Raw genomic sequence first — 26,620 nt, 5'->3', positions numbered from 1 at the left:
TTGCACAATCCATTCAAATCTATAACAACGAGCGGCCCCACTCAAGCCTGAAAAACAAAACGCCCGATGAGGTTCATCGGGCGTCTTTGCAACACTTTTAGTTGTCAATATATTTTAGGACTGGACACATCAGTGTGATGGCTTAGGTCGAAGCTTTCATCGCTTTTTGTAACCAGTCTTTACCTTCAGTAATGCGTGTCACTAACATGGCAGAGACCAAATCACCGTTTGCATTAAGTAGGGTAGCGATAGGGTCAACCAAAGTGCCAATTACCATCGCCACCGGCAGTGCTTGTTCCATCGGAAAGCCGAAAGCGGTAATGGCAAACACTTCGCCGATATAGCCACCGTTGGGAATGCCACCTTCAACGATAGAAACGATGACGGTAATGCCCATGATCGCTAAGAATAAACTCGGTGCGGACAAGTCTTTACCAAACATCGCGAATAATAATGCGAGCTTAATGATGGACGACATGCTAGAGCCATCTTTGTGGATAGGTGCGCCGAGTGGGATCACGATATTGCGCACATGTGCTGGAATGTGCAGCTTCTCTGCCGCCAGTAGATTGGCAGGAATGGTGGCGATACTGCTGCAGGTGCCGACTGCCGTCAGTGCAGGCGTGAGGTTATTACGCCAAAATAAATTGAGGCCCAATTTGCCTGCAGCCATATAAGCATACAAGCTAAAAAATACGATGAAGTAAACGGTACAAGTCAAATAATACAAGGCCAAGGGTTGCACGTAGACGCCCAATAACTGCGGCCCAAATACTCCGACTTGATACGCAAAATAGGCACCAAGTCCGAGAGGCGCCGTCTTCATGATCATTTCCAATAGTTGCTTCATGACCTCATTCGCCGATTCCAAAAACTGCGCAAACGGGCGTCCTTTTTCACCAGCACGCAAGGTCGCGAAACCGACCATCAATGAAATCAAAATTAAGGCTAGCATATTCTTGCGTGCCATCAGTTCGAAGAAATCGTTGACGGTGAGCACCTGTGTGAGGCTGGTGCCGCCACTGTGCACGGCAGAGGCTGGGTTGTCGATCAGCGCTTGGCTCACCATCGCCCGCAGTGAATTGTCTTGGGCAATCGGGAAGCACCACATTACGACTAACATGACAAAGCCAGAAATGATGACCGTCATCAGAAATACGCCCGCGACGATGCCGAATAATTTTCCAAGCCGTTCAGTTTTTTGCAGATTGGCGATGGAGGACGCGATCGTAAAAAATACCAGGGGAATGATGGCCGTGAACAGCAGGTTGAGGAAGATGTCCCCGATGAATTTGAAACCCTCAACGTGTTTGCCATATAGGAAGCCGACCAAGCTGCCGAGTGTGATGCCAGCCAAAAGTAAGATGATGCTGGCATAGCTTTGCCAGATAGAACGAGAGGAAATTTGCTGTTGCATAAGCCCGGTCACAATGGTGTAGGTACCCATGATGGGTAGAGAGCTTCATCTTAACTCAATAATGCCGAAGCTCTGTGCCTGCGGCGTTCTTACAACTGAGATCCTGCTTATTTCGGGTTGACTAGCTTGGCCGGAATCTCGACATCACAGACACTGAAGTCCGCGCCTTTTTTCTGGCGTGTTTGGTCGATGAGTTGGCGCATCGTGGCATCCGAGGCGACCAATACTTGAGGGCGTTCTTTCTCGGGGATATCGGAAAGAATACGCGCTTGCTTCATCATGTCAGGGCTCGCAGGCGGCTCACCATGTTGGATGCTGAGTAAGACATCAAGGCCGATGACGACACGACCAAACACGGTGTAGTCACGATCAAGTCGACGTGAAGCATCGAGCATGAAGTACAGTTCGCTATTGGCAGAATCACGTGGCTCATTGCGTCCCATGCCAGCCACACCCGTACAATGCGCACCCCAGCTGCGTAGCGCACCGTTCGATTTTTGTGTTGCTTCGGTCACAGGTAATGCCTGAAAAGGCACACTACCGATAAAGCCAGCACTGGCATCGCTGCTATTTTGTGCGAACTGAGAGAAGCCTTGATACGGTAAACGGAACACCATTTCGGGCGGCAGGTTAGGGTAGCTCGTGCCACCACCATCTTTATTATTCGGGTTTCCTGTTTGCGCCACGAATTTCGCAATCACACGATGAAATTGCAAACCGTCGTAGGTCTTTTCACGTGTGAGGAGTTTGATGCGCTCCACCGCTTTTGGCGCCATCTCGGGACGCATTTCAATCACCATGCGACCTTTGCTGGTTTCGATTAACAGCGTGTTGGCAGGATCGAGTGCGCGCCATTGTCCGTCGTTGGCGAAACTAGGTGAAGCCAACATGCCGGTGCTGAGGATTCCTATACATGTCGCTAGTGCTGTGCGTTTGAATGTTTGGTGCATGTTGGTTCCTTATTTGGTGAGGAAAACGATGAAAACGATATAAGGCTATGTCGCCGTAGATTTCTCTTGCAACAATCTAAGGATAATTTTCCCTTCTGCATCAACTCGGCCTTTTGCTATATCAATTGCGGTGTTTCCCATCCAACCACAGCAATTTGGATCGGCACCCAGGTCTAGAAGGAGTCGAACGGTTTCAATTGAGCATGATTCGATGGCATATCCAAGTGGCGCATGGTCTTGCCATCCATCACCATCGGCTTGTCCATTGATATCCGCACCCGAACTTACAAAGAACTCAATCATATGAAGTTGGTTATTAGCAGCCGCAAAGTGCAAGGGCGTTCGCCCACAAATATCTATGGCATTAAGAGAGGAACCTTGAGCTAAGAGTGCTTTAGCGGTGATAAGGTCACCAGACGCGGCGGCTTGATGAAGTCCAGTGTCAACATCAGTTTCTGGCGAAATACTACCTAAACGCATAATTAACTCTTAATATCCACAGCCAATTCACCAGGCACACTAAACACCTTGCCATGACTCTTGCGTGATCCAAAGTAAAAAATACCAATCAACAAAATCACCGAAGTCACTACACTCGCTTCAGGGCCGAAGGCGCCGCCGTGCAGCCAATACGGCATATTGCTTGCATTTTTTAGATCGACAAATAAGGGAACTACATTGAGTGATTGGCCGCTGACCTCTAGACCAAATCCGACACCGAGAAGCCAGTTCCAAGCGCTGTGCCATGCGCAAACGCCCCATAGAGTACCTTCTTTAAGCGCATAGTAGCTGAGCAAAATGGCGACTAATACGATATTGAATAGTCCGATCGCAAGCTCGGGCGATGGCTTGATGTTTAAACCATGAATGGCGGAAAACACAATCATGTTTCCGACAATACCGATGGTGACGCCATAACGTGAGGTGAGCAATTGGAATAGCCAGCCACGCATAAAAATTTCTTCGGTTGCGCCTTGAACCATAAATCCAATAAACAAAATAAGTAAGGGAAGCACGGCTGCCACACTAAATTGTCTTAGGATGCCTGTTCCTTCGATTTCATAACCACCCAGCAAATAGATAACGCCTACGACCGCAGTAATGAAAGCAAAGCCAAGACCAAGACCGCGAAGATAGAGACGAGTACCGCCAGCGCTAAAGCCGATGCAAGCAAGGCTGCGGCGCTCGAAAAAACGAACCCACGCGAAGCAAATTAAAGCGGCTAAGCCGAAACTAAACACGAGTTGATAAGCCGTTTCTTGCCAGGATTTTTCCGGCATTGCTAGGCGCAGGCCTGGAATAGCAAAACCAATATAAGACAGTAGGTCGCCTAAGATAAGAAATACGAGAGTTAAGATAATCGCTGGCACAGTCCATGTCAGTACATGGTGTTCTTCGCGATTGGCATAGAGTTCGAGTCCGCGTTTGATCATGATGTCTCCCTTATATTGAGTTTTTTACTCGATTTATTTTATTGTTTTACATTGGTATCTTGGGTTTGAGCTTTGGCTAAACGGGAAAGTTCCTTGCGGCGCACATACATGCTCATAGCAATTAAGGCTAGGCCGAAAATAATGAGATTGCCGTAGGGGCTTTGCGCGCTTTTGGGTAAGGCCGTATTGCCAATTCCTAATAAGGTGATCAAGGCGCCCCACAATAAGAAACTCACACGACGCAAGAGGTAAACCGACGCAAATTGGGTTTGCCAGAGTAGGGTCAAGCTAACGACAGGATAGGCGATAAAGACGCCGATACCAATCTGCGCGGCGAGACGTGAATCTGGAATCACCACAAATAAAAGAGGAATGCTCGCTAAGCTAGCAAACAAAGAAATAACGAGGTAAATCGTACTAAAAAAGAGTTTTTCGCGTTGCATACTAAGGCCTTCAATAAGAAGCAGGCATCGTAACAAAAAACGCTACAGTTCAGGAAATTTCTTCTGGTTAATGAAGCTAGATTAGGGCCTAAAGCGAGGCTAGTTCAGCTTCAGAGTGGGAATGGCAAGCAGGAAGCTTCTGTCCTTGTTTTTCGATTGTGGTTTTTTTATCCGTACTAAAAAATAGTGATTCAATTTGGTTTTGATATGAGAGAGATGAAATCCTTGAAACACAAATTGATGATTCGCCCTGGCAATAGGATGCTCTTCACAAACAAAATTATGCGATTTTGATTGTCGGCGAATTGGAAGGGATCGTTCATTAAACCACCGAACCATCCGAGATTATCCATATCGGGTTCGAGAATTAGATAGTGCGCCAAGAAAAGATAGATGGCTTCAATGCACCACACGAAGACGGCAATTAATATTGCATCGAGGCTGCTGTGAGTTTGGAGAGCTTGCCAGATGATAGGTGTAATCAAGCAGGCTAGCGCAAGAAGCGCAGTCAGCAAGATGGAGATGCGACGACGCTGACGAGGCATTACAGACAAATGAGATGTGGTTTCGGTGTTGTTTGTAGTGACAGGGATAGCTTCCCATAGCCATGCAAGTAAACTCATTGGATTTTTCTAACTGTATCGACGAATCTATGTTGCTCGAAAGCTTAGCGCTTAGTTGAGAAATGCGCTTCGGTAAAAGCGAAGCATCTCCACCTTTGCCACAGTCGGAAACCAAAAAACTAATAGACATCGCGTCGATACAAACCTTGCTCCCGCAATTGTTCCACACGCGTATCGCCGAGGATGTCGCGCAAACTAGCATCCACTTCTGCTGCCATGCCCTGCAAGCTGCCGCAGACATAGATGGCCGCGCCCCTGTCAACCCAGCTTTGTACCTCGGTGGCAGCGGCTGTTAATTGATGTTGTACATACAGGCGTTGTTCTTGATCGCGCGAGAAGGCGAGGTCCACCCGTTGTAATAGGCCTTGGGTTTGCCATGCAGTGATTTCATCTTCAAAGAGGAAGTCCGTGGCGCGATGGCGTTCACCGAATATCAACCAGTTTTGATCTTGATGATGTTGTTGGCGTTGTTTGAGATGCGCGCGTAGGCCAGCAATGCCCGTGCCGTTGCCAATCAAAATCATTGGCGTACCCGCTTGCGGCGCATGGAAGCTGCGATTGCTGCGTAAGCGGGCGGCAATGGGGGCGCCGAGTTCAGCATACAAATTGAGCCAGCCTGAGCCCAAGCCAGGCCTGCCGTCGGCTTGAAAGGCTTGGCGCACAACGAGTTCGACCACGCCATCTTGCATGATGGAAGCGATGGAGTATTCGCGATGCGGCCATGCTGTGTCGTCGTGCGGGCGACGCGGTGAGATTTCAAGAATATCGCCGGCTTGCCAACTATTGGAATTTGTCTGTGATGGTGGCTGTAGGCGTATGAGGTAAACCGCGTTTCCTGCACTTCCTTCATTGAGTAGGCGTCGTTCGACCAAGCGCCAATTCTCATATTGTGCTGGGTGCCAATCGGGTAGACTGGTGTTGCCAGTGAGTTGTCCGAGTTGCTGTTGCCAATGACGCAGCGCTGCTTCATCACCATTGTCTACTTCTAGCAAGTCGTACAAACGTTGAGCACCTTGTTTGTGGAGCGCTTGATCGAGTTGGTGACCGAATGCGCAAAAGGCTTTGTAGTGACGATCACCTAAAGCCAAGATGGCATAGCGTAATGATGTTAGCGTGGAAGGTTGATCGTTGAGTTGCCCCAAAAAGCCAGCTGCACTGTCGGGTGCGTCGCCTTCGCCTGTGGTGCTCACCAAAAATAGAACATGTTTATATTTGACGAGAGCGGACATTTGAAGCTCCGCGATATCGATCAGCTCAGCGCGCGCCCCGGCTTGCTGCAGGCTCGTATAGGTTTGCTGTGCTAATTGTTCGGCATACCCAGTTTGGCTTGCAAATACTACTAAATAGTCTGCACCCGCGCTGCGATCAGCTGTTGGCGAGTTCACCTGATCGCTCAGTTTTGTTTTATTTATTTGTTTGGCGCGATGGCTAATGAGCATCCATCGCGTAAAGAAATAATAGCTGGCGCAGAGGGTCGCTGCACTGAGAATGCGCAGTGTTGCTGCATTAAAAAACGAAGATACAGGTGCGAACAAACATATCATCGACAACATTGATGCGATGAAGCATTGAAGTTTGATGAGACCTAGACCCGATGGATGTGAGTTCGCGTGCATGAAAGACGTTAGTAAAAAATAGTGTGATCAGTACAAAAAAAGTGGCCTACATGTCGAGATTTAGTCGTCGTCATCCATCATGGCGAGCATGGCAGGGCTCAGATGCTCCCGCAAACCAGTCTCTTCTCGCACGATGATTCTTGCAGCGACCTGAAGTTGTTTCGCATATGCCATACCTTGCTCAAGCCCTAATACGCTGATGGCGGTAGCGAGGGCATCGGCAATCATGCATTCCGGGTGAATCACAGTGACGGAACAGACTTGATGTGTCACGGGATAACCTGTGCGAGGGTCTATCGTATGCGAATAGCGTTGCCCTTGAAATTCCACATAGCGATTGTAGTCGCCTGAAGTGGCAACCGATAAACCATGCAAGGCGATGACCGGGGGCGCAAGATCTATCGTCTCTTTGTGCTGTAGTTGTGTAGGATCTTCGAGTTCCACCCACCACGGTTGTTGATCAGGTTTGATGCCCAAGCCACGCAATTCTCCACCCACTTCTACTAAGTAGCTGGCGATACCTTGATCTTGCAAATAGCGGGCGACTTGATCCACGCCATAACCTTTGGCGGTGGAGCACAGATCAAGATGCACACCACCTGCTTGATAGATACTTTGCGTACTTCTATCGATTTTTAATTGACGCCAGTCCGTGTAGGGCATGACTTGCGCAATTGCTGTTTCAGTTGGACAGCTTTGTATTTTCCCCGCGGGGCCAAAGCCCCACAGATTCGCCAAATGACCTATGCAAGGTTCATACGCACCTTGGGTTTGCTCAGCGACAAACACAGCATGATCCAAAACTTGGAAGAACTCCTTCGGCAAATGATGCCAAGTGCCTGCTGCAGCTTGGTTAAAACGCATGAGATCAGAATCGCTCACCCACGGGCTCATTTGCGCGACGACATGGTCTAGTTGCTGTTGTATGCCTTCGATTAGTTCCGCTTCAGATTGCGAGCTGGCGATAATGGCTTTTACTTGCCAGCTGGTGCCCATGCTCAAGCCTCGGGCTTGAAACAGTGTGCACTGTTCTGGCAAAGCGGCGGGTGCCGTCATTTGCAGAGGGAGTAACACGCGCCGCCCGTTGGGCGGTGAGCTGTGTATAGCGGAACTTGAATGCATGTCTGCTTGTATGCTGACTTTGGGCGAATGAGTTGACACCGATTTTATTGCGGCATCACTTCCAAAGTCGCGATGTAGCTTAAGCGACGTTCTTTTGCGGCTGGTACTGCAACTTTGTTATCGCTGCTGCGTGCTTGTAACCAATACATGCCTGCACCTTGCCAGTTAATGGTGATCTTGCCATCGGCATCGCTAGTGTAGGTTTTTTCACCAAGATTTTGGCGATAACGTGCGCCACCAGCGATCACGGTAACCTTGATACCTGCAGCTGGCTTGCCATCAACTAATAAACGGAAACTCGCTGGCTCGCCATCAACGATGTCGTTTGGATGAGAGATCGCTGCCAACTCTAAGCCTTTGCCGCTTGGTGTGAGCGCAGTTGCGTTCGGTTTTCCATTGGTGACAAAAGTTTCGATACGACCTTGTGATTGCAGAACTTGCAGTTCTTCTGCATTAGTTGGAACTTCCTTCGCGAAAGCTTCTACACTGCCACGCCAGCGTTTTGGTGCGCCGTTTTCTTTATAGTTGGCGATGATGAAATCGTTGACGATACTCACCTTGTAAGTGCCTTGCAGCGTTGCACGCAAATCAAAGCTGTTGCGTAATTTGCCTGGTGAAACGCTTTCTGGCTTGACGATGCTGCCATCAGCCGCAGTGATCACAAGGTTATCGATGCTCAAAGTATTGTGATCGAAAAAGAATACATTTTCGCCGACCGCTGCATCAAACGTTATCAATGGAGCGTTACCGGAATTGAGTGTCATGCCTGGCAAAATAAAAGGTCGATCAGCCAACGCTGTCATTGGTGTGATACTAGCCAGCGTCAGAGTGCCGGCAATGGCGAGAGTAAGTGCAAGACGTTTCATGTTTATTCCTTTATCCTAGTTTCACTTCTTGACTTGAACACTGACTTTGCCAAGTTCATTATTACCTTGCGCATTGACCACGCTGTCTTTGCCATTCCATTGGAACGGTACTTTGACGACTTCACGGCCACCACCTTCACGTGCTGCTTCAACGATGAGGTTGTAATCACCTGCAGGCAATTTGGCAAGCGCATTGCTATCGCCTGCGAAACTCAAAGTATGCTCACCAACAATACGTGTTGCCGCACTCACGCCATCGACAGGTAAAGTTAATTCGCGACCAGTACGGCGCCACCATTGGCGCAAATCTTTGAGCCACTTAGTGCCTTCGTTATTGCGTTTTTTGAGGTCATACCAAACTTGCAGATTTGCCGCTAAGGTTTGGTCTGGTTTTTCTATCCACAAGGCGACGTAAGGCTTGTGATATTCGGCAACATCAAGTTTTGGTACTTCAACTTTGACCACAAGTTCAGCGGCGATCGCATTGGAGCCTAGCAAGGTTGTGATCGCGAATGGAATAAGTTTTTGCATCGATAATCCCCGTAAAAATAATATCTAACAGTGTGCAGTAGTGAATCGAAAGTGCGTTCGAAAATAGCCAGTAAATGAAAAATGATGGTTTGATTTCTCAATGGTTTAAGCAATTAGTGGATAAACATAATCGCCAGCACCAAGGGCACCATCACGCCCAAGGCCACCATCGGCCAGGTTAAGGCGCGGCTATTGGCGTGCATCTTTAATAAAAACAAACCAGTGATACAGAAAATCAAACAGGCGACCGCGAAGATATCGATAAACCACGACCACGCTTTGCCCGTGTTGCGTCCCTTATGTAGATCATTGAGGTAGGCAATGGTTCCTCGCTTGGTTAATTCATATTCAAATTCTCCGGTGTCCAAACTCACACGCAGCCAGGCATCGCCACCAGGGCGGGGCAGAGCCACGTAGATTTCTTCCGGCGACCATTCTGCTGATTTGCCGTGGATATCGATCTGTTGATTCGATTCGAACCAGAGACTCAAGTCTTTTGTTACCGTTTGGTCAGCTCCTTTGTTTTGGCGTGTCGAGACTTGCGCAGAGAGACTTTGCGCTAGCTCTGAAGGCAAATGACCTTGTTTGCGAGTCACTTGCGGATGTGCTTCAATATCTGCCGCATGGTTAAGAGTAAAGCCTGTGATCGAAAATAAAATCATAGCGATCAAACAAATTGCGGAACTGATCCAATGCCAGTTATGAAGATGGCGCAACCAAAATGCGCGTTTTTGTTGTGGAGTCGCAGTCACGTTGTTGATCGTTGATAAATTATGGTGGTGATTGAATCTTGCGAACCAGCCTTGGCTGAGCGGAGAGTGCTAATTATATGCTGGTTTGTCTAGGGTTTTTCTTCTGGTATGGTGCTAACTTGTATCAATTTGTGTATGAGTTTGCCTATTTTACGTCTCAGCCCACATCCGCATAAGATTATGATAATGCCCGGTCAGTCCTAAAATCTCTGGGCTGTCCCCTAGCTTAATGCGCAAGCTTTGTATGTGTTGATCCAGTTCAAACAGGAGGCGTCGCTGCTGCGTATCTCGGATCATGCTTTGTGTCCAAAAAAAAGCGGAAACGCGCGTGCCTTCGGTGACGGGCTTGACTTGATGCAGACTCGTTGATGGATACAAGATTAAATCGCCCGCCGGTAGTTTGACTTCATGTGCGCCGTAGGTGTCGATCACTTCGAGCTCACCTCCTTGATATTCGTCAGGGTCTGATAGAAACAAGGTCGATGAGAGATCGGTTCGTAAGCGATAGTCAGCATGTAGCACCTCGCGAACCGACCCATCAATGTGCAAGCCGTAATGTTCTCCTCCTGAGTAAGAGTTAAAGAGTGGTGGCACGATGCGCAAGGGTAACGCTGCTGCGAAAAATAGAGGATGTTTTCTCACTGCATTGAGTACCAATTGACCGAGCTTGATCGATAGCGGTGAGTGTTCTGCGAGTTGACGGTTGTGCTTCACGCGTGCACCTTGTGCACCGACGGTTTCGCGCCCATCGACCCAATTACTCGCATCGAGTTTTTGTCGTAATGCGACGACTTCTTCACGCGTGAGCACGGCAGGAATATGTAGCATCATAGGGCGCCCGTCTTAAAATTTGAGGTTGAGTGTGACGGTGCCGGAGCGCGGCGCGCCGGGTGTGTATCGGTAACCGCTCTTATTGATTGCAGCAACATAATTAGCATTCGCTAAGTTATACACATTGAGTTGAATTTCGATATGACGACTAATTGGATAGCTCGCCATCATATCAAGCACCGTGTAGGCTTCGGTTTTGGCCGGAGTGCCTATCGCGCCATCGGTGCCACGTAGCAGGGAATCGACATAGCGCAAGCCACCCCCGACTTTGATTCCATTCGACAAGGAATAAGATGTCCAAGCCGTGAAGCTATGTTTAGGCGTATAGCTAAGATTATTCATGCCGCTAGCGGTCACTACTGGGCCGCTACTGACTTTGGTATCCATCAGGGCATAACCTGCACTGACCAGCCAGTCGCGAGTGAGGGCACCTGTAGCACTCAGCTCAAGTCCATTGACTTCTTTCTTGCCAGTTTGGTAGTACAACAAATCAAGCGGATTTTGCACAATATCGTTGCTAATCTTAGTACTGTAAATGGCGCTGCTTAAGCTCAGTTTCTTGTCGAGCAAATCCCATTTAGCGCCGAGTTCAACATTCACCGTATCTTGTGGATCGAACTTAGGATTGGCTGCACTGTTTGCAGCGGTACTCAGTGCAAAATTGCTGCCGCCCGGTGGCTGTTTGGAGCTTGATGCGGATGCATAGAGGCTGCTAGTCGCGCTGGGTTTATAGACGACGCCAAGTTTGGCATTGAGCAAATTGCCGCTATTATTGAGGTTCACAGGTACTAGAGTGCCTGCAGGGAGCGAAGGGTTACTGGTTGCCGTCGACAGGCTAGCGGCCGAGTAATCGGTATTGTAGTGATCGAGGCGCAGTCCCGCGTCGATTGCCCAAACCGAATTGAGCTCGATACGATCGAAAACATAAGTGCTCGCCGTGCTGGTACTACCACGAGTGAATACCCCGTTACGGACTAAGTTTAAGCCGCTTACAGCATCGTAAGGATTCGGCGCGTAGAGCTTGGCGGCTGGCAGTGTGCCTGTGCCGCTGTATCCCCAAGTATTTTGTTTTTCGTGAATCAGCTCGATGCCGCCTAGCATTTGATGGCGTAGACCAAAGAGCTGCGTATCGACAGTGAGCTGGGTTTGATTAGCTAAAATCTCGTTCTCTTGATCTTTCAAAGTGCGCGTACTTCTGGCGATTGTCCATGTACTTGGGTCGGTCGCTGAGGGTGTTTGCAAATTGGTCGCATTACCCATAAAAGCAGTGAGCAGATAGTGTTGCGAGGTCTTGCCGATGCGAGCGATATTGCTGAGTTTGCTGCGTTCTGATAGTTGATGCTCAAGCCTGACTGTGAGCATGTCGGCTTGAACGCGATCGAAATCATTGACCGAGCCGTAAAATAGGCTGGAGCTGACCTTGCTGGCAGTGCTTAAGAAAGGGCGTTTGCTATCGGGGCTACTGTAACCTGGTAAGCCTAGGGTGGGCACGCCGCCGTCGGGTACATTATCCTGTTGTACATGCAGATAATTTAGAAAAAATTGGGTGTTGGAATTGAGTCCAAAGGCCAAGGACGGAGCAATTGCCCAGCGTTGATTCTTGACTTGCTCGCGGCCTGCAACACCACTATCTTGTGCCATCAGGTTGAGGCGTAGAGCACTACCATTTTCTCTATTGAGTACGAAGTTAGTGTCGCTGCTAAGGCGTTTTTGTTGTGCGCTGCCGATGCTTGCGTTGTACAGTTGCGCTTCGTCTAACGTTGCTTGCTTACTGCTGAGGTTGATCGATCCAGTGGGTGCACTACGACCGCTGTCGGTACCCGCAGATGCCTTCAATACATCGATTTGTTCGATGTTGAAAAGATCGCGTGAAATTGAGCCAAGGTCGCGAACGCCGTCGACATAAATACTGCTTGAACTATCAAAGCCGCGCATGTAGATGGCGTCGCCAGTATTGGTGCTGCCATTTTCACCGAGGAAGAAAGTACCAACGCCCGGCGTATTGCGCAGTGATTCACTTAAATTCACGGCCGCTTGTTGCTCGATTAATTCGCGTTTGATGACAGTGATGGTTTGCGGCGTGTCGAGTAGTGGGGCGGCGTATTTGCTGGATGAGGCTTTTTCGGATTTGAATTCATTACTGTTCTGGCCCACTACCAGCACCTCTTTGAGTTGCTGTTCTTGTTTTGCTGGGCTTATCTTTTGTTGATCGCTGGCGGTCGCCGTCGCTTGGCCTGCAGCTTGAGCTGTCATCGGTAATATCAAACTAGCAATGACGGCAGTCATCGAAACATGTTTTTGTGGCAATGCACCGTGAGAAGAGCTTGCTTGCTCGCTGGGTGATGAGATGTGAGCGTGTTGGCGACTTTTAATCATATATTCCTCATAAATCAATGCAAATCACTTCACTTAGAGGTGAAGTGGATAACTTGAAATGAATTATAAAGAAAAGCGCTGAATATGTAAACGAGAATTATTCTCATTTGCATTTGAGATTTTTGAGTGGCTTTCAGTAAAAAAAGGGGAGGGTTGTGGGTGTGAGAAGTGGGCGTCGTTTTGCGAGGTGAAAAGTTTCACACGGCCGTCTCTATACCAAGGAGGTACAAAGCAAATTCGAATAATTACAGATCTGGAAGTAGCTGAGCAGGCAATCGTATGGAAATCGACAAGCCGCCCTGTGGACGATTGATCGCCTTGATGGAGCCTTGCAAGTGGTGAATGATTTGACGGGCGATCGCCAAGCCGAGGCCGTGCCCAGTGGCAGTATGATGCGCTTGTTGGCTACGATAAAAGGCTTGAAAGATGGATTCCAGGTCGGCTTCTGGAACACCCGGGCCTTGATCGCTGATATGAATCCAACCGCATTGGGTTTCTTGATTGAAGTTCACTTGTATCTCGATCTGACTACCGGATGGGCTGTACTTGATCGCATTACGGACGATGTTTTCAATCGCTCTCACCAATAAATCCAGTTGTGCAGAAAGACGGAAATCGTCGCGCAAACTATAAACTAAACTTTGCGCCTGTTGTTCTGCTTCAAAGCGCATATCGTCGAGCAACGTTTCCATTACTTCGCTAATGTGTATCGTTTCTGTCGCCGATTGAATCGCACCAGCTTCCAATCTGGCTAAGGTCAGCAGCTCACCAATTAAATGATCCATACGTGTACTTTCACGCTCGATACGGTCGATGTAGGTGAGTGTGCGCTCTGGCTGTTGATGGATCAAACCGATGGCTGCTTGCATACGCGCTAGCGGTGAGCGGAGTTCGTGTGAGACATCATGCATGAGTTTGGTTTGTTGTTGCATCATGGCGCGCAATTGTGCCGTCATTTGATCGAAGTTCTGCCCGAGCTGATTGAGCTCGTCATCTATCCAGTGCTGACGCTGGTCGAAACGCGCTTGTAAATTGCCTTGTGCGGCAGCGGTAAATGCCTGTTGCAAGGCCATCAATGGGCGAGTGAACATCCACGCCAAGACAGCGGCGAAGAGTAAACTCATTGTCACCGCGGCACTAATCAAAATCCACGGGGCAAGAAGTAAATTTTTAGGTGGACGCGGGCCCCGTCGGTCATCAACGCGTTTATCGCCTTCGCCTTTCACGTGCAGTGGTGGGGTGTTTAGCAAGTCTTCCTTGTACTCTCGTTCGCGTGGCTTAAATTCTGATCGAGGTCCTGAGGGATGCTGATCGAAATCTCTCGGCATCATATGATCGAAGTCGCGTAAGGGGTTGACGTGAGAGGGGTCTGGCTGCGGCAAGAACAAGAGATAACGCTCGCCATCCAACATAATCTCCTTGACGGCGGCGCTTTCTGGACCGCGCTGCAATTGATCGCGCACTTGTTCGAGCATGCTCAGGCTAACAGCTCTGCCTAATAACTCTTGCTGCGCACGATTCACCGCATACACCCGATGGTGCTTCATATTGGCGAGTAATTGTTTAAGCGCAGCTTCGCCGCCGTGCTGTAAGGTGGCAGAGGCTGACTCGATGGCATCGCTGGCACGCGGACTAGTATCGATCAATTCAATTTTGGTTTCAGTGTTTTGACGATTCTTCCACCAAATGGCGCCACCGACTGCAAGTGTGGCCGCCAATTGCGCGAGCAAGATCGAGGCGAAAAATTTCCAGAATAAACGGCTGAGAAATAGTCGAGAGAACGAGAAGCCAGTCATGAGGATGAGTCTCAGTCTTTAATTAGCTGGTAGCCAAGACGATATACCGTTTGTACGCAAGAACGACCATCGGCAAGCTTGCCAAGCTTATGGCGCAAGCTGCTGAGATGAACATCAATATTGCGGTCGAAGCGTGCCATCGGTCTGCCTAAGCCTTGTTCGGATAAAGTATTTTTGCTGACGGGTTTTCCAGCATGGCGAATTAATACCTCAAGTAAGTTAAATTCAGTGCTGGTTAATTCGAGTGTGCGTTGATCCCACTGCGCTCGTCTTTGCATAGGCCATAATTCAAGTAAGCCAAAACTAATCGGCGCCGATGCGGTCTCCGTCTGATACTGAGTTTGGCTGCGTCGTAAAATGGCGCGAATGCGCGCGGCCAACTCACGTGGTGTACATGGCTTGGTGACATAGTCGTCTGCGCCTAACTCTAAACCGACGATGCGGTCCGTATCATCGCCCTTGGCAGTCAGCATCAAGATAGGGAGGCGACTGTTAGCGCGAATTTGTCGTAAGGTATCAAGCCCATTCATGCGTGGCATCATGACATCGAGAATGGCGATGGCATATTGGCCGCTTAAAGCAGCAGCGCAACCGGCTTTTCCATCGTATTCGATGTGCACTTGAAAGCCATCCTGCTCCAAGAATTCTCGGAACATATTGACTAGTTCAATATCGTCATCAATTAGCAGAACCTTGTTCATACTGCGCAGTGTTATGAGGGAAGAGAATTTCATCATAACAAAGTTGGTACTTCTTTCCTTGCAAATTTACTTGAATTTACAACGCTTGTTGTGCAGCGAAATTCTTATCTTTACATAACTTTACCTTTGATTTACGGCTCTTTACAGGGCCTCAAAACATAATCAAGTCGCGGCAAAGATGAGCGATCAAGGAGCTTTGTGGTAGCTGTAATGGAGCGACAAACTTGATTCTTGCCACATCAACAGTGAACCCAGTTGAAATTGTAAGTAAAGGAGAGACATCATGTCTTTGAGTATAAGTGCGACCAATTCGAGCTCGCAAACAGCGCAAGTGTCAGTGCAATCCCAGCGGCAATGCCGGTCGGAGCAGAATGGCCCCGCGATAAATGAGGGCGATAATGCACGTCCGCCGCGGCAAGCAGGTTTGCTTGGGGCGATAGCCAATGCCTTGCAGGACCTCGGTGCGAATGTATTGTCGAATGCTGAAAGTAGCTCAGACAACGGCGGCGGGAATGTAACCGAGACAGCTACAAGTGAGAGTGGTGGAACAAATGCGGCGCAAGCCCTCGGTGAATTTCTACAAAACCTAATGGCGGCGCTGCAAAAAGAAGGTGGAGCGGGGAGGCCTCATGGGAATCGTCCTCCACCTCCACCACCGGTTGATGGTGGTGGAGGTAGTGGCATCGCCAAAGATTTACAAAAGTTGATTGCGGAGCTGAGCGGTCAATCTAATGAGGACGGCGGTACAAGTGCTACCAGCGATGCCAGCTCAACTAGCTCTACAGAGGCGACAGTCGATAGCGCGGCGGCGTCCACAACAGCACTATCGAATTCTTTTAGCGATCTGCTCAATGCTTTGGGTGTCAGTTCAGATAATAGCCAGCAAACGCTACAAACTTTTTTACAGAATATTCTGACGCAAGTGAGTCAAAACGGGCGTCAGGGTAATTTCATTAATACCAGCGCTTAAGTGTCACTTTGTTTTTTGAGAAGTTGTTGTTTATGTTAAGAGGAGTTGCAATGGAAGATCATGGATTAGTCGCGGACCTTGAGGCCATCATGGCTTTGAACGCAAGTCGTCGTAAGAGTTTGCGTTGGTTGGCGTTAGGGAGCCTAGGGGGAGCGGGTTTGCCTTTGCTGGGCTGCGGTGGTGCAGATGGTGCGACCAGTACGAGTTCCACGACTAGCGGCAGCAGTTCTAGTGGAACCAGCTCAAGTAGTAGCAGCGGATCAAGTAGTTGTGCGGTGATACCGGAAGAGACGGCCGGACCTTATCCAGGCGATGGTACGAATTCGAATGGAAGTGGCATCGTCAATGTACTGACTTTGAGTGGTGTCGTGCGCAAAGACATTCGGTCAAGTTTTAACGGTGCGACAGCGGTGGCCGATGGTGTGCCTTTGACGATTAAATTGAAAATCAATAATGCGAACGCCAGTTGTGGTGCGGCAGGTGGGTTTAGTGTGTACCTATGGCATTGCGATAAAGACGGTAACTATTCTTTGTATTCGAGTGGCGTCACCAATCAAAACTATCTGCGTGGAGTGCAAGAGGCAGACAGTAGTGGCGAAGTTAGTTTCACCACAATTTATCCAGGTTGTTATTCTGGGCGCGTACCGCATGTTCATTTTGAAATCTTCCCGAGTTTAGCAAAGAGCAATAGCGTACTCAATCGTATCAAGACTACACAGTTGACCTTTCCAATGGCGACCTCACAAGAGGTCTATGCGGATACACGTTATGCCAGTAGTGTGCGTAATCTCGCGCAAATTAGCTTCGCCACCGACAATATTTTTAGTGACGGTACGAGCCTGCAAATGGCTACGATGACAGGCAATGCAAAGGATGGCTACGTCGCCACTTTAACTGTGAATGTCAGCGGATAAGTGTAAATCAACTCTTGAGAACGCCGTCTTCGTACCGCGTTCTCCTTGTCAAGGAACGCATTTTTCTCGCGTTTTTCAAAATGGGGAGGGGCAACCATACGAATGCTTCATCCCCAGTTCACTTCTTTAACGATCATAAGCTTTGCTCATGATGAAGCAGTTTGATGCTTCCATCTATGGCGCCAGGTTAGCCTGCCCATTGAGTACGTTCTTGCGCTAAGTGCGGTCATACGGCTTTCAATTTTTGCTTATTCTTTTCTCGATGGGGCGAGGAAAAAAGCATTTATTTGAGCCTTTGGTATGACAACTTGGTCAATTTTGGATTGACCAAAACACTAGTTTTGGTGAACCACAAATACTTTTGGTAAGGCCAATTGTTGTTTTTCGATCGAAAAAAACGAAAAATTTTACGCCTATTTTTAGTCTCATAAAGCACCTTGAAAAACTCCCTATTGGAAATTAAATGATGGTTTGGTGACTTTTTGAGCGAATTTTGCGCTATTTTGGAAGAATTTAGTAGATTTTAAAATCTATGTGAATAATTGAAACCTAGAGCATTGAAGCGTTTATTTATCTTTTTGAAAACTTTGTCTTTGGAATAGTTCTCGCGTTCATCGCATAAATAATTCTAGAATTGGCTCAAAGTTAGGCAAAACGAAATCGACGAATCTTGGTTAAGTCAAATTTCGTTTGATCAGCGCAGCACGGAAAGCGATGCGCGCGGTCCGAAATAGCGGCACTAACTTCACCATAATAAATCGAGACAAAAGGATGACGATCATGCGCAAGCAACAATTCAAACGCGAGCTTACCCGTTTCGCTCTGAGTACCTCCATCATCGCCATGGCGATCAGCAATGCCTATGCACAAGATGCTAAACCACAGGCAGACGAGCCTAAACTTGTGGTTGTGACGGGGCTGCGCGCTTCACTGGAAAGTGCCTTGAATAAAAAACGCGACGATAACGGTATCGTCGATGTAATCAAGTCTGAAGACATGGGTAAATTCCCAGATACAAACTTGGCGGAATCTCTGCAACGTGTGCCTGGTGTGGTGATTGATCGTGACGCTGGTGAAGGACGCAGTATTACAGTGCGCGGCTTGGGTCAGGATTTTACACGGGTTCGCATCAATGGTATTGAGGGATTGGCGACGACTGGCGGTACCGATAGCTCCGGTGGTGCTAATCGTTCACGTGGTTTTGACTTTAATGTATTTCCGTCGGAATTGTTTAATTCCCTAACGGTGCGTAAAAGCGCTTCTGCCGATGTTGACGAAGGATCTCTAGGCGCAACGATTGATTTACAAACGATGCGCCCATTTGACTTGCGCGGTTTCAATGCGACGGTGATGGCGAAGGGACGTTACAACGACTTGTCGCAAAAAACTGATCCGCGTATTGGTTTCCTGATCTCCAATACCTTCGCTGATAATCAGTTTGGTATTTTATTGTCAGGAGCGTATTCCAAACGCCGTGTGTATGAAGAGGGCTTTAGTACGGTGCGTTGGGATAATGGCCCCTCCTCAGGAGGTTGGTGTGCGCCAATTGGCGTGACACCGGCTAATCCCTCTAATTCAACCGCGACGACATGTGGACCAGCTGCGCAAGGCGTTGCAAGGCTCCCTAACACGCCAGAGAATATTGCTGCATATAACCTCGCTAGCTCTGCCAATAATTTTGTGCCGCGCCTTCCACGTTATGGTCGCTTAACACACGATCAAGATCGTTTAGGTTTGACTACATCGTTTCAATACAAGCCACAACGTGGCACAGTTTTCACGCTCGACGTCTTGTACTCCAAACTCGATGCGACGCGTCAGGAAGACTTTTTAGAAGCAATCTCATTTAGTCGCTCGGCGAGCCAAGGCGGTAAGCCACAAACGAGCGTAGTGAAAACGGAGTATGCGCCGAATGGAGCGCTACTGTATGGTCATTACAATGGGGTCGATATTCGTGCGGAATCACGTTTTGATGAATTATCGACTACCTTTACACAGCCTACTTTGAGCTTAGATCATCAATTCAGCCAAAGTTTGCGCATGAGTGCGCGCATTGGACGTGCGACTTCTAAGTTTGCTAATCCGGTGCAAACGACTACGACACTGGACGCATTAAACGTGAACGGCTACGCGCTCGATTTCCGTGGAAGCGATCGCTTGCCTGTGATTACCTATCCGTTTGATCCGGCTTCAAACGCTGGTCCAATGAAACTGGTATCGGTACCTCAAGTCACTACGGGAACGCAATCAGCAACGGTGCCAAACACAACTACCAGTGAAATTCGTATTCGCCCCCAAGGTGCGAACAATCGAAATGACGTTGCCCATGTCGACTTTGCGTGGGATGTCATCGACGATAAACTGACTCTACGCGCAGGTGCTGACCTTAAAAAATACACATTTGATTCTTATGAATCACGTCGGGTTAATCAAAACGACACGATCTTTGCACCGGGTGCAGGGATCAGTATGGAGAGTTTAACCACGCAATTGACTGGTTTCGGCAGAGGACAAAACTTACCAGCAGGTACTCCCACGTCATGGTTGATTCCAGACTTGAATGCGATCGCTAAGGCCTATGATATCTACTGTAACTGTCTGAAGAGTGGCCCAGCAGGCGGGCCTGGCGACTTCACTTTGTCATCAATTACTAATGGCAATGCGCGCGGAAATAATCGTTCTGTGACGGAAGACGATAAGAGTTTCTTCTTGATGGCAGATTTTAATGAAAAAGTCGGTGCCTTCCCCATCCGCGGCAACGTTGGCGCTCGCTACGTGCAGACCGTACAAAATGCAACGGGCTATCAAGCAACTGCTGGTGGGACTGAAGTGACAGTACGCAATAGTTACAACGACTTTTTACCATCCGCCAATGTGGCAGTGAATTTAACGAGAGACGTGATTGCGCGTTTCGCTGTCGCCAAAGTGATGGCGCGCCCTCAACTCGGTAACTTGAACCCTGGTGGTACCATCTCCACCACAGGAACACTTTCTGTGACCAGTGGTAATCCGCTGTTGGAGCCATTCCGCGCTGATACTTTCGACTCGAACTTCGAGTGGTACTTCGATAAAAATGCTTTCGTCGGTCTCGGTTTGTTCCAGAAAAATATCAACACCTACATTCAAAGTATCCGCACTAACGTTGCATTTAAAGATACGGGTTTGCCGATGTCTTTGTTGCCTGCAAACTTTACTGGCGAAGAGGTATTTCAAGTCACGGCACCGATAAATACTAAAGGCGGTAAGTTGCATGGCTTCGAAGTGAATTACCAACAGCCATTCACGTTCCTGCCAGGTTGGGGCCGCAATTTCGGCACATTGCTTAACTACACGTATGTCAATTCCAAGATCGAATACGTTGTCTCGCCAACCAGTGCAGTGACGATCACAGATGACTTGTTGAATTTGTCGCCACGTGCTTGGAATGCTACGTTGTACTATGACGACGGCGCCTTTAGTGCGCGTATTTCTGCCTCAAAACGTTCGGCGTTCTTGACCCGTGTTCCAGGTCAGAACAACAATGACGTTGAAGGTAAAAACAGCACAGTGAACGTCGATTTGTCGATCACTTATAAATTGAACGACAAATGGGAATTTAGTTTTGAAGGTACGAACTTAACGAATCAAGCCAATGATCAATTCATCAGTCGCGCGCGAAATAGTGTAGTCGTGAATAATGTGACAGGCCGTGAATTTTTAGCCGGTGTACGTTACAAGTTTTGAAAATAAATGATGAGATCTGCCTGATTCAGCTCTACGTTTAATCAGGTGAATGATCGCTACAATCGCGCGATTCAAAAACTAGCATGTCCTATGTGGCGTCGTTTAACGAAACAAGTTAGACGACGCCTTTTTTCATGCATTCTTAAGATAAGTGCTGAGCATAATGCAAACAGGGAAAATAATGATGAATCTTTTTATACGCAATGAGTGCAACGAGTATGAGGCGATTCAATTGAGACTAGTTATTCCTGTTCGAATTGAACTAGCTTTTCGATTGATGATCATAACGCTTCTCGTTTTATGCACTGGAATTGTCCACCCTTGTTGGGCGCAGTTGAGCGCCTCTGAGAAAGAACAACTTACATTCACCTATCCCGCGCAAGCAGCCTGGTTGGATGAAGTGAAAGGTGGGCGAGGCGGAAAAATTGTGCGTGTGACCAATTTGAAGAAAGAGGGAGCTGGCTCCTTGCGCGCCGCTTTAGATACGAAAGGGCCAAGGATTATCGTATTCGAAGTGGGCGGCGTGATTGACTTGGAGCGCAGCGTAATGCACATCAACGAGCCTTACGTGACGATAGCGGGGCAAACCGCGCCTGCACCTGGCATTACGATTATCCGTGGCGGCATCAACATCCGCGCATCGCAGACGATTATTCAGCATATGCGAATTCGTACCGGTGTCGATGGGCAAACTAAGTCAAGTGGATGGGAGGTCGACGGTATTAACGTTTCAGCCGCCCATCATGTCATCATTGATCATTGCAGTATGAGTTGGGCAATCGATGGAAATATGTCGGCTTCTGGCCCGCGCTTTAAAGGCAATACCCCTGACGAATGGCGAGCGAACACCAGTCATCATGTACTGTTCTCGAATAACTTCGCCTTTGAAGGACTAGCGGAAGCGAGTCATGCCAAAGGTGAGCATTCAAAAGGAAGTTTGATCCACGATAATGTGACCGAGGTGATTTTTTATCGCAATATTTGGGCGCACAACGTCGAGCGTAATCCGCTGCTAAAAGGCGGCGCGCGTGCAACCATCGCCAACAATCTCATCTACAACCCTCGTGCGAAAGCCGTACACTATAACTTGATGGCGCTCGAATGGGAGGATCATCCATATCAGCTCGGACAAATGAATGTTGTTGGCAATGTGATGCGCGGCGGGATGTCTACTAAAAAAGCCTTGCCATTGATTCTCCTTGGTGGTGTAGGTGATCTCGCCTTGTATGCGGACGATAATCGTGTAGTTGACCAGTTTGGGCAAGCCTTGCCACTGTTCGGTCGCTATGGGGAAACTCAGGCACAAGTGTTGTGGCAAACCAAGCCGATCAATTGGCCATCGGGCTTGCCTATTATTTCAACGCAACACGTCGAGACGGAGTTGGCGCAATTCGCAGGGGCGCGGCCTTGGAATCGTGATAAAGACGACGTGCGCGTGTTGTACTTCATCGCCGAAGGCCGAGGAACGATTATCAATGACGAGAAAGAGGTTAGTAGCTATCCAACCGCAGCCCCAAAATATGCTGCGTTTCAGGAAGCCGATTGGGATTTGAGTACGATGATGCCTCGTGTCGCACAAGGCCAAGCGCCGGTGGAACGATGAACGAAATGACGGCTAGCGCATGGGTGATATGCGCGATTGCGGTGATGCTCACCGGTATCTCAAAAGCGGCATTCGGTGGCGCGCTCGGCGGTGTCGGCGTGCCCTTAATGGCGATGTTCCTGGCGCCTCGCTTGGTGGTCGCAGTGATGTTACCTATTCTATGTGTGATGGATTTTTTCGGCGTAAAAGCCTATTGGAAAAAATGGTCATGGGTTGAATTGAAATTCATCTTGCCCGGAGGTTTTGTCGGCATGGTATTAGGCGCCTTTGTGATGGGTGTGTTTCCGGATGCGTACATCAAAGCTTTGATCGGCGGGATCGCGGTGTTGTTCACGCTGGATCGTATATTTCATGTTCGCCAGCGACTCCGTTGGCAGCAACAACCCGGAGCGGTTTTTGCCAGTATATGTGCAACAATTTCAGGAGTGACCAGCACCGTTGCACATGCAGGTGGCCCACCGATTCTAGTTTATTTGATGGCTCGTCCCTTAGTGAAAGAGCAGTTTGTAGCGACGACGGCGGTATTCTTTACGGTGATTAATGCAGGGAAGATGGTACCCTATTTTGCACTCGGCTTTTTTACGCGGGAAAGCATGCAAATTGCTGCGGTATTAGCCATATTCGCCCCGGTAGGTGTGTGGCTGGGTTTGCATGTATTGCGCGTCATCCCAGAAAAATACTTCTTTCATCTGGCGACTGGCTTGCTGGGAGTGTCGGGCATCAAACTGTTGTCTGATGCCATTCTTTGATACGCAGCGCTTCGGTTCAGAATTAACTCAGTACAGAGATCTTGCGCGTGTAAGTCTCACCATTGATGCGCACATCTTCCAGTTCTAACTCTTTGACATTGTGTAGGTACCAAACTGCATCAGTTTGACGCACTTTGCCAAAGTCACAGTGACGAATGCTCACGCGTTGAATTGGGAAAATCGGACTCCCTAGTTTGCCATTGAAGCTCGAAGCGACAGGGCCTAACAAGACAAACGCTTGATAGCTAGAAAACGCGCCTTGTTCGGTCTCGACGTTCCCAACGTTTACATGCTCGATATGAATATCCGAAATGATAGGTGGCCTTGTGCGCACGCTATCGTCGGCGGGTGCGTAGTCGCAGTCGATAGTAATAATGGCGCCCGCGGTCGACGGTACCGATTGCACGGGGATCTGCGAGCCAGGTAATGGTCTGTAGAAAGAGGCTGTAGTTTTGACGCCATTCGGGATACGAACATTACGCACATAGAAATGGCGCAAGTAGCCGCCACGATTCATATTGGTTTTCATGCGGATGGCGGTATTCAGTGGATCACTTTTCCAATGAATATTATTGAAGTCTAAGTCTTGTGCATAGACATGTTCAATGCCAGCGGCCATTTCACTCCCGAGCGTGACTGCACCGTGCCCGCTATTCATGGTGCAATGTTGAATCACGATGTTTCTTGATGGCCCCATTTGCGTGTCGCGATTTTTCCCGGATTTGATGGCGATGCAATCATCGCCAGTATTGAAACTGCAATGGTCGACCAAGACCGTATCACAGGACTCAGGATCAAAGCCGTCGCTATTCGGCCCCATGCTATCCATATTGACCTTCTCAATATGCAAATGGCTGCATTTCACCGGATGATGTAACCAGAATGGTGCGGCTTGAATTTTGTAGCCGCGTAGTTCGACATTGGCACAGGAAATGAATTCGATCATGCAAGGGCGTAAGTAATGCCCAACTCCAAATACGCGGCTCGAAGTAGGAATACCTAGCTCAGACAACACCGGTAAATAGCGCGAATCGGTGCGCCATTTGTCGCCCTGACCTCGAATGAATTGTTTCTCTTCAGTCGAAAGAGCTGGTGCTAGCAGGTCAAGTGTTTGCGGATTATTCGGGTTCACCTGTACTTCACTGTAGGGGTTGGGTTTGCCTGGCGCCTTTCTACCTTTCCATGCCCACCAATTGAGGCCAGAGCCATCTTCAAACGGGGTGCCGCCTTGCCCATCCAAAACACTGGTCCAGTCTTCACCAGTGACAGCGATATTGGTCTCCGCATAGGCGTAAATCATCGGTGAGTAATTGAGGCAATCATTACCTTGCCAACGTGAAATGACGAGCTTGCCATTGTCACCGCAATCGATATCGCCGTATTTAGCATAGTCCGCTGGATTAGCGCTAAAGAAAACATGAGCCTTGGCTTGCAAGTGAAGATGAACATTCGAACGCAAGCGTATCGGGCCAGCGCAGTACCAATTGCCAGCTGGGATGACTACGCGCCCACCACCCGCTTGATTACAAGCGTCGATAGCATGACGAATCGCTGCGTAGCAATCGATAGCGCCGACTTCAGGAGCAGCGACGATACCGCTAATTGCGCCTTCGGTATCAGATGCGATATGTGCTGCAACTTGGCGGGTCGCACAGTTCTTGGCGCCGAACTTGGTGATATCGAAATCACGTTCGGGAAAACGCAGTGGTTTGCTGAACTGCTTGACGATTTTTGCTGCATGTTGCCACGCCTCTCGCGTATTGCGAGGGGAATTTGATGCTGTCGCAGCGTTACCGAGGGTGGGTACACCAAGTAGACTCGCAGCAGTAGAGTAACGGAGCAACGCCCGCCGTTGTGTGTTGATGTTTGTTGATGCGATGGTCATGGGTAATCTGCCGTGTGAGCGTGAATTAAATAGGTTGCGACTAAATAGGTAGCGACAAATTAGGTGAGCGGGCTTAAGGCGTTTTCGCGCTGAGTCGGATTTGAATCGGATCGCGATAACGTTGTGCCATTTTGTTTAAATAATCTTGCCAAGCTTCTTTAGAAAGAATCTCCCCGCTACGATCCCAAGCAGCGCCAGCATAATAGGTCAAGGCCTTACCGCTTTGCACGGGAGCCAAAATCAAATGATTGAGCGCATCTTCTGTATAAGCGTTCGCGTTCGGCAGCAAGACCGCGGTACCAAATGCGCCCTTACTTGTTTGTTGTACCCATTGCGCTAATAAACCATGTGCTGCATCTTGGATGAGCGTGATACGTGGTTCTTGTCCTTTATCACTAGGCGTTTTGTTCAAACCAACTGCGGCGTTCAAAGTCTGTCCGCCAGCGTATTGGAGGGTGCTTTCGATCTTGTCGAGATAATGACCGGCATCTACCGTGAAGCGTTTAGTCTCGGTGATGGCGATGCCAGCCGCATCCCAACTTGGGTAGCTGAGTTCGAACACGGTACGCACGGGGCCATTGGCTAATATTTTCCATTTCTCATAATTGATGCTGGTGTGTAGTTGTTGACCATCCCAAATGCCGGTACCACCGCAACCACGTGACTTGCCGACGTTGTACATGTCCATCCCTTCGCCTTCGTCTTTGTGGTAGTGGTCATGTCCTTTGTTATACCAACGATCAACGATGGGATAACTAACACGCTTAAACCAAACATCGATGCCGCTCGTGACTAAGACTTCTTTCACAACCCCGGCAGGTGCAGGTGCAGCGAGTGCCAAACCATAAGTGCGATGGGCGATCTTATCGTTTTCCCAAGCAAAATCGTCAAGCCGTTCGGGCACATGGCGGCCGAAAGCTTTGGTTTCGAAAACAGGTGCTACGGTATCGATTTGTTCTACCGTGAACTGAGCACTTTTTTCGCCAGCAGCAAAGTGATATTGGAAAATCAGTTCACCGTAAGCGATGCCGATACCTTTAGGGTCTTTCGCTTGTGGCGCGATGTTCGTGACTTGATGCGCTAAGACTTTACCGTTTTTGTCTTTGACCGCAATTTTTTGTATCAACGCACCGGGCAAATAATGATTTACTTCAGACCACGGAATGGTGATGGTTTCGGATGGGCGTGCTTGTTCAAGTTGATGGCTGACCTGAATCTGCAAGCCCTGCGCTTGAGCCATCGCTTGCATCATATAAAAAGAAACTGCGGTGCCAGTGAGCCAGATTTGTTTGGGTAGTCGAATACGCATGATGCCTGTT

23 protein-coding genes are annotated in these 26,620 nt (G+C 48.7%); 6 read left to right on the top strand and 17 right to left on the bottom strand.

Going from position 1 to position 26,620, the window contains the following annotated elements:
* Positions 1-101: integrase core domain-containing protein (locus H8K36_RS07620; RefSeq protein WP_186914244.1), on the top strand; the 101-nt coding region annotated here is incomplete at its 5' end.
* 41 nt (positions 102-142) lie between these two features.
* On the opposite strand, the gene H8K36_RS07615 is transcribed toward H8K36_RS07620, so the two are convergent.
* The 15 genes from H8K36_RS07615 to H8K36_RS07545 all read right to left on the bottom strand — a co-directional run bounded on the left by H8K36_RS07615 (position 143) and on the right by H8K36_RS07545 (position 15,457).
* Positions 143-1,447 carry a dicarboxylate/amino acid:cation symporter gene (locus H8K36_RS07615; protein WP_222611132.1) on the bottom strand — a complete coding sequence of 435 codons (1,305 nt, stop codon included), beginning with the start codon at positions 1,445-1,447 and terminating at the stop codon, positions 143-145.
* 77 nt (positions 1,448-1,524) lie between these two features.
* Positions 1,525-2,367, bottom strand: a complete 843-nt coding sequence (locus H8K36_RS07610) for a peptidylprolyl isomerase (protein WP_186914247.1) — start codon at positions 2,365-2,367, stop codon at positions 1,525-1,527.
* A gap of 45 nt (positions 2,368-2,412) precedes the next feature.
* Positions 2,413-2,847: an ankyrin repeat domain-containing protein gene (locus tag H8K36_RS07605; RefSeq protein ID WP_186914249.1), complete on the bottom strand. Its 435-nt coding sequence runs from the start codon at positions 2,845-2,847 to the stop codon at positions 2,413-2,415.
* A gap of 2 nt (positions 2,848-2,849) precedes the next feature.
* Complete coding sequence (locus tag H8K36_RS07600; protein ID WP_186914251.1) at positions 2,850-3,800, bottom strand: CPBP family intramembrane glutamic endopeptidase; 951 nt, start codon at positions 3,798-3,800, stop codon at positions 2,850-2,852.
* Positions 3,801-3,838: 38 nt separating this feature from the next.
* Complete coding sequence (locus tag H8K36_RS07595; RefSeq protein WP_186914253.1) at positions 3,839-4,243, bottom strand: hypothetical protein; 405 nt, start codon at positions 4,241-4,243, stop codon at positions 3,839-3,841.
* Between the two features lie 191 nt (positions 4,244-4,434).
* Positions 4,435-4,866 (bottom strand): hypothetical protein, encoded by a 432-nt coding sequence (locus tag H8K36_RS07590; RefSeq protein ID WP_186914255.1) that lies wholly within the window; start codon positions 4,864-4,866, stop codon positions 4,435-4,437.
* Between the two features lie 119 nt (positions 4,867-4,985).
* A complete protein-coding gene (locus tag H8K36_RS07585) occupies positions 4,986-6,482 on the bottom strand; it encodes a sulfite reductase subunit alpha (protein ID WP_186914257.1) in 1,497 nt (498 codons plus the stop codon).
* A 60-nt stretch (positions 6,483-6,542) separates the two neighbouring features.
* Positions 6,543-7,604 carry an FAD:protein FMN transferase gene (locus H8K36_RS07580; protein WP_186914259.1) on the bottom strand — a complete coding sequence of 354 codons (1,062 nt, stop codon included), beginning with the start codon at positions 7,602-7,604 and terminating at the stop codon, positions 6,543-6,545.
* Positions 7,605-7,648: 44 nt separating this feature from the next.
* Positions 7,649-8,470, bottom strand: coding sequence for a DUF4198 domain-containing protein (locus H8K36_RS07575; protein WP_186914261.1), 822 nt, complete (start codon positions 8,468-8,470; stop codon positions 7,649-7,651).
* A gap of 21 nt (positions 8,471-8,491) precedes the next feature.
* Positions 8,492-9,001 (bottom strand): DUF2271 domain-containing protein, encoded by a 510-nt coding sequence (locus H8K36_RS07570; RefSeq protein WP_186914263.1) that lies wholly within the window; start codon positions 8,999-9,001, stop codon positions 8,492-8,494.
* A gap of 113 nt (positions 9,002-9,114) precedes the next feature.
* Positions 9,115-9,753 carry a PepSY-associated TM helix domain-containing protein gene (locus H8K36_RS07565; RefSeq protein ID WP_329604205.1) on the bottom strand — a complete coding sequence of 213 codons (639 nt, stop codon included), beginning with the start codon at positions 9,751-9,753 and terminating at the stop codon, positions 9,115-9,117.
* 150 nt (positions 9,754-9,903) lie between these two features.
* Entirely contained in the window at positions 9,904-10,584 is a 681-nt protein-coding gene (locus tag H8K36_RS07560) for a Fe2+-dependent dioxygenase (protein WP_186914265.1), read from the bottom strand.
* 12 nt (positions 10,585-10,596) lie between these two features.
* Positions 10,597-12,960 (bottom strand): catecholate siderophore receptor Fiu, encoded by a 2,364-nt coding sequence (locus H8K36_RS07555; RefSeq protein WP_230404314.1) that lies wholly within the window; start codon positions 12,958-12,960, stop codon positions 10,597-10,599.
* 245 nt (positions 12,961-13,205) lie between these two features.
* The gene (locus H8K36_RS07550; protein WP_186914267.1) at positions 13,206-14,756 is read right to left on the bottom strand and encodes a HAMP domain-containing sensor histidine kinase; all 1,551 of its coding nucleotides are present in this window, start codon (positions 14,754-14,756) and stop codon (positions 13,206-13,208) included.
* An 11-nt stretch (positions 14,757-14,767) separates the two neighbouring features.
* Positions 14,768-15,457 carry a response regulator transcription factor gene (locus H8K36_RS07545; protein ID WP_186914269.1) on the bottom strand — a complete coding sequence of 230 codons (690 nt, stop codon included), beginning with the start codon at positions 15,455-15,457 and terminating at the stop codon, positions 14,768-14,770.
* A 283-nt stretch (positions 15,458-15,740) separates the two neighbouring features.
* Here H8K36_RS07545 and H8K36_RS07540 point away from each other — a divergent pair, with 283 nt between their 5' ends.
* The 5 genes from H8K36_RS07540 to H8K36_RS07520 all read left to right on the top strand — a co-directional run bounded on the left by H8K36_RS07540 (position 15,741) and on the right by H8K36_RS07520 (position 23,416).
* Entirely contained in the window at positions 15,741-16,427 is a 687-nt protein-coding gene (locus H8K36_RS07540) for a hypothetical protein (RefSeq protein ID WP_186914271.1), read from the top strand.
* 50 nt (positions 16,428-16,477) lie between these two features.
* Entirely contained in the window at positions 16,478-17,341 is an 864-nt protein-coding gene (locus H8K36_RS07535; protein WP_186914273.1) for a peptidase associated/transthyretin-like domain-containing protein, read from the top strand.
* A 780-nt stretch (positions 17,342-18,121) separates the two neighbouring features.
* Entirely contained in the window at positions 18,122-21,064 is a 2,943-nt protein-coding gene (locus tag H8K36_RS07530) for a TonB-dependent receptor (protein ID WP_186914275.1), read from the top strand.
* 334 nt (positions 21,065-21,398) lie between these two features.
* Positions 21,399-22,667: a pectate lyase family protein gene (locus H8K36_RS07525; RefSeq protein ID WP_186914277.1), complete on the top strand. Its 1,269-nt coding sequence runs from the start codon at positions 21,399-21,401 to the stop codon at positions 22,665-22,667.
* Positions 22,664-23,416, top strand: coding sequence for a sulfite exporter TauE/SafE family protein (locus tag H8K36_RS07520; RefSeq protein ID WP_222611131.1), 753 nt, complete (start codon positions 22,664-22,666; stop codon positions 23,414-23,416). The genes H8K36_RS07525 and H8K36_RS07520 overlap by 4 nt, the downstream gene beginning before the upstream one ends.
* A gap of 22 nt (positions 23,417-23,438) precedes the next feature.
* On the opposite strand, the gene H8K36_RS07515 is transcribed toward H8K36_RS07520, so the two are convergent.
* Both H8K36_RS07515 and H8K36_RS07510 read right to left on the bottom strand, forming a co-directional pair.
* A complete protein-coding gene (locus H8K36_RS07515) occupies positions 23,439-25,301 on the bottom strand; it encodes a glycoside hydrolase family 28 protein (RefSeq protein ID WP_186914279.1) in 1,863 nt (620 codons plus the stop codon).
* 73 nt (positions 25,302-25,374) lie between these two features.
* Entirely contained in the window at positions 25,375-26,610 is a 1,236-nt protein-coding gene (locus H8K36_RS07510) for a DUF4861 family protein (RefSeq protein ID WP_230404313.1), read from the bottom strand.
* Between the last annotated feature and the right edge of the window lie 10 nt (positions 26,611-26,620).

Source organism: Affinundibacterium nitidum, from assembly GCF_014284155.1.
In the GTDB taxonomy this organism is placed as follows: Bacteria; Pseudomonadota; Gammaproteobacteria; order Burkholderiales; family Burkholderiaceae_D; genus Undibacterium; species Undibacterium nitidum.
Note: the sequence above shows the minus strand (reverse complement) of the source record. Positions and strands in the feature narration are given on the sequence as shown.

Excerpts from the sequence above, each read along its gene's own strand:
- H8K36_RS07560 (WP_186914265.1), bottom strand. The coding sequence starts at position 10,584 with ATGATGCTACATATTCCTGCCGTGCTCACGCGTGAAGAAGTCGTCGCA.
- H8K36_RS07600 (WP_186914251.1), bottom strand. The coding sequence starts at position 3,800 with ATGATCAAACGCGGACTCGAACTCTATGCCAATCGCGAAGAACACCAT.
- H8K36_RS07550 (WP_186914267.1), bottom strand. The coding sequence starts at position 14,756 with ATGACTGGCTTCTCGTTCTCTCGACTATTTCTCAGCCGTTTATTCTGG.
- H8K36_RS07535 (WP_186914273.1), top strand. The coding sequence starts at position 16,478 with ATGGAAGATCATGGATTAGTCGCGGACCTTGAGGCCATCATGGCTTTG.
- H8K36_RS07605 (WP_186914249.1), bottom strand. The coding sequence starts at position 2,847 with ATGCGTTTAGGTAGTATTTCGCCAGAAACTGATGTTGACACTGGACTT.
- H8K36_RS07595 (WP_186914253.1), bottom strand. The coding sequence starts at position 4,243 with ATGCAACGCGAAAAACTCTTTTTTAGTACGATTTACCTCGTTATTTCT.
- H8K36_RS07555 (WP_230404314.1), bottom strand. The coding sequence starts at position 12,960 with ATGATTAAAAGTCGCCAACACGCTCACATCTCATCACCCAGCGAGCAA.
- H8K36_RS07615 (WP_222611132.1), bottom strand. The coding sequence starts at position 1,447 with ATGGGTACCTACACCATTGTGACCGGGCTTATGCAACAGCAAATTTCC.
- H8K36_RS07585 (WP_186914257.1), bottom strand. The coding sequence starts at position 6,482 with ATGCACGCGAACTCACATCCATCGGGTCTAGGTCTCATCAAACTTCAA.
- H8K36_RS07545 (WP_186914269.1), bottom strand. The coding sequence starts at position 15,457 with ATGAACAAGGTTCTGCTAATTGATGACGATATTGAACTAGTCAATATG.
- H8K36_RS07610 (WP_186914247.1), bottom strand. The coding sequence starts at position 2,367 with ATGCACCAAACATTCAAACGCACAGCACTAGCGACATGTATAGGAATC.
- H8K36_RS07575 (WP_186914261.1), bottom strand. The coding sequence starts at position 8,470 with ATGAAACGTCTTGCACTTACTCTCGCCATTGCCGGCACTCTGACGCTG.
- H8K36_RS07510 (WP_230404313.1), bottom strand. The coding sequence starts at position 26,610 with ATGCGTATTCGACTACCCAAACAAATCTGGCTCACTGGCACCGCAGTT.
- H8K36_RS07520 (WP_222611131.1), top strand. The coding sequence starts at position 22,664 with ATGAACGAAATGACGGCTAGCGCATGGGTGATATGCGCGATTGCGGTG.
- H8K36_RS07570 (WP_186914263.1), bottom strand. The coding sequence starts at position 9,001 with ATGCAAAAACTTATTCCATTCGCGATCACAACCTTGCTAGGCTCCAAT.
- H8K36_RS07530 (WP_186914275.1), top strand. The coding sequence starts at position 18,122 with ATGCGCAAGCAACAATTCAAACGCGAGCTTACCCGTTTCGCTCTGAGT.
- H8K36_RS07540 (WP_186914271.1), top strand. The coding sequence starts at position 15,741 with ATGTCTTTGAGTATAAGTGCGACCAATTCGAGCTCGCAAACAGCGCAA.
- H8K36_RS07580 (WP_186914259.1), bottom strand. The coding sequence starts at position 7,604 with ATGCATTCAAGTTCCGCTATACACAGCTCACCGCCCAACGGGCGGCGC.
- H8K36_RS07590 (WP_186914255.1), bottom strand. The coding sequence starts at position 4,866 with ATGAGTTTACTTGCATGGCTATGGGAAGCTATCCCTGTCACTACAAAC.
- H8K36_RS07515 (WP_186914279.1), bottom strand. The coding sequence starts at position 25,301 with ATGACCATCGCATCAACAAACATCAACACACAACGGCGGGCGTTGCTC.